The organism is Pseudescherichia sp. (assembly GCF_031998825.1).
Lineage (GTDB): Bacteria > Pseudomonadota > Gammaproteobacteria > Enterobacterales > Enterobacteriaceae > Pseudescherichia.
In genome coordinates this window covers 175,726-177,923 of record NZ_DAMACX010000002.1, presented here as the reverse complement: position 1 = coordinate 177,923, position 2,198 = coordinate 175,726, and the positions used below count along the sequence as shown (strand labels likewise).

Annotated in this window: 4 protein-coding genes; all 4 read right to left on the bottom strand. The window is 60.1% G+C overall.

The window, feature by feature from the left end:
• On the bottom strand, positions 1–181 hold a 181-nt coding region (locus RTP97_RS01950), incomplete at its 3' end, for an aldehyde dehydrogenase family protein (protein ID WP_312410392.1).
• 24 nt (positions 182–205) lie between these two features.
• A complete protein-coding gene (locus RTP97_RS01945) occupies positions 206–1,012 on the bottom strand; it encodes an ABC transporter permease (protein ID WP_032610856.1) in 807 nt (268 codons plus the stop codon).
• Positions 1,002–1,943: an ABC transporter permease gene (locus RTP97_RS01940; protein ID WP_312410390.1), complete on the bottom strand. Its 942-nt coding sequence runs from the start codon at positions 1,941–1,943 to the stop codon at positions 1,002–1,004. The genes RTP97_RS01945 and RTP97_RS01940 overlap by 11 nt, the downstream gene beginning before the upstream one ends.
• The coding region (locus tag RTP97_RS01935; protein WP_312410388.1) for a TOBE domain-containing protein at positions 1,944–2,198 on the bottom strand (255 nt) is incomplete at its 5' end.

Sequence of the window (2,198 nt, the reverse complement as noted above, 5' to 3'; positions counted from 1 at the left end):
TTGGCGTGGTACGCCCCCAGCTGGCGAAGGCCCGGTCGGCGGCCTGTACGGCAGCATCTACCTGGGCGGCTGAGGCTTCTGCGATCTCCAGCAGTACCTCGCCAGTCGCAGGGTTATAGACCGGCTGCTTTTCCCCTTCGCCGTTGACCAGTTCACCATTAATCAGCAGTTGCGTTTGCATAGTATTGTCCTGTTTGAATCAACGTTATTTCCCGCTTCCGGCAACATCTTCGCCGTCGCGGGTTAGCCACCAGGCCCCCAGAATGGGAATGGCGGTCACCAGCATCACCAGCAGAGCCACCACGTTAGTCACCGGCACATCGCGCGGGCGACCGAGCTGGTTTAACAGCCACAGCGGCAAGGTGCGCTCATGTCCGGCGGTAAAGGTCGTGACGATGATCTCGTCAAACGACAGGGCGAACGCCAGCATTCCCCCCGCCAGCAGCGCCGACCCCAGATTGGGCAGCACCACATAGCGGAAGGTTTGCCAGCCGTTAGCGCCCAAATCCATTGACGCCTCGATCAGGCTCCACGAGGTACGCCGGAAACGGGCAATCACATTATTGAACACCACCACCACGCAGAACGTGGCGTGACCGAGAATGATGGTGAAGAAACCTGGCTCCAGATTGATGGTTTTGAACGCCGTCAGCAGCGCCAGACCGGTGATGATCCCCGGCAGCGCAATCGGCAGGATCAGCATCAGCGATACCGCGTTCTTACCAAAAAATTCCCGCCGCCATAATGCCGCTGCCGCCAGGGTGCCCAGCACCAGAGCAATCACCGTTGAAAGGGCTGCGATTTTCAGTGACAAGATGACCGATTCGATAATGTCGCTGCGCCCTGCCGCCGCGCTAAACCACTTCAGCGTCAGCCCCTGCGGCGGAAAACTGAACGCCGCATCCTCAGTATTAAAAGCATAGATGGCAATAATCAGCAGCGGGAAGTGCAGGAAGATCACCCCGCCCCAGGTGGCGATTTTCAGAAACAACGGTGCGCGTTCAGAGTGCATCAAACGCTCCCAGGCGCTTCACGAACGCCAGATAGACAGTAATGAGAACAATCGGCACCAGCGTAAAGGCGGCTGCCATCGGCATATTGCCGATCGCCCCCTGCTGGGAGTAAACCATCTGCCCAATAAAGTATCCCGGCGGGCCGACGAGCTGCGGCACGATAAAATCGCCCAGCGTCAGTGAAAAGGTGAAGATCGACCCGGCGGCAATGCCCGGGATAGCCAGCGGCAGGACGACATAGCGGAAGGTCTGACGCGGTCTGGCCCCGAGATCGGCAGAGGCTTGCAGCATTGAGGCGGGCAGACGCTCCAGCGCCGCCTGCACCGGCAGGATCATAAACGGCAGCCAGATGTATACAAAAACCAGGAAGCGCCCGAGGCCGGAAGTCGAGAGCGTGCTGCCGCCTACCGCAGGCAGGGTCAGCACGCTCTCCAGCAGCGGCTGCAAACCCAGGTGGAGTAAAAACCACTGCGCCACGCCGTCCCGCGCCAGCAGCAGCGTCCAGGCGTAGGCCTTGACGATATAGCTCGCCCACATCGGCAGCATCACCGCAATGTAGAAAAAGGCCTTCAGCTTGCCCTGGGTATAGCGGGCCATAAACCATGCCAGCGGAAAAGCGAGGATCGCGCTGGCAAGGGTTACCGCAATCGCCATGGTCAACGTGCGCAGGATAATGTCGTAGTTAGCGGGTTGAAAGAGCGCCTGCAAATTCGCCAGAGTTAAATCCGGCGTCACCGACATGGTGAAGTCATCGAAGGTATAGAGTCCCTGCCAGAGCAGGGTCAGCAGCGACCCGAGATAGACAATGCCGAACCACATCAGCGGGGCGACCAGCAGCAGCAGAAGACCCAGCGTTGGCCTACGCCAGAACATCCCACTCAGACGACCATGGGCCGACGGGCGCGGGGCAGGAACAGCGCTCATTGCCATCTACTCCTCCTGCAGCGGGACCATTGCCGCTCGCGACCAGGATAGCTGTACGGCCTGCCCCGGCTGGAGCGCGGCAGGCTGGCGGGCATCAAGTAAATTAGCCTGGCTGACCAGCAGCCGTTCTCCATCTGCCAGCTTCAGCTCAACGCGGGTCGCCGCCCCCTGATACTGTACCGTCTGCACTACGCCCTCGGTTTGCACCTCATCCGCCCAATCGAGACGGATGTGCTCCGGTCGCAGAGAGTAGTTACCGTC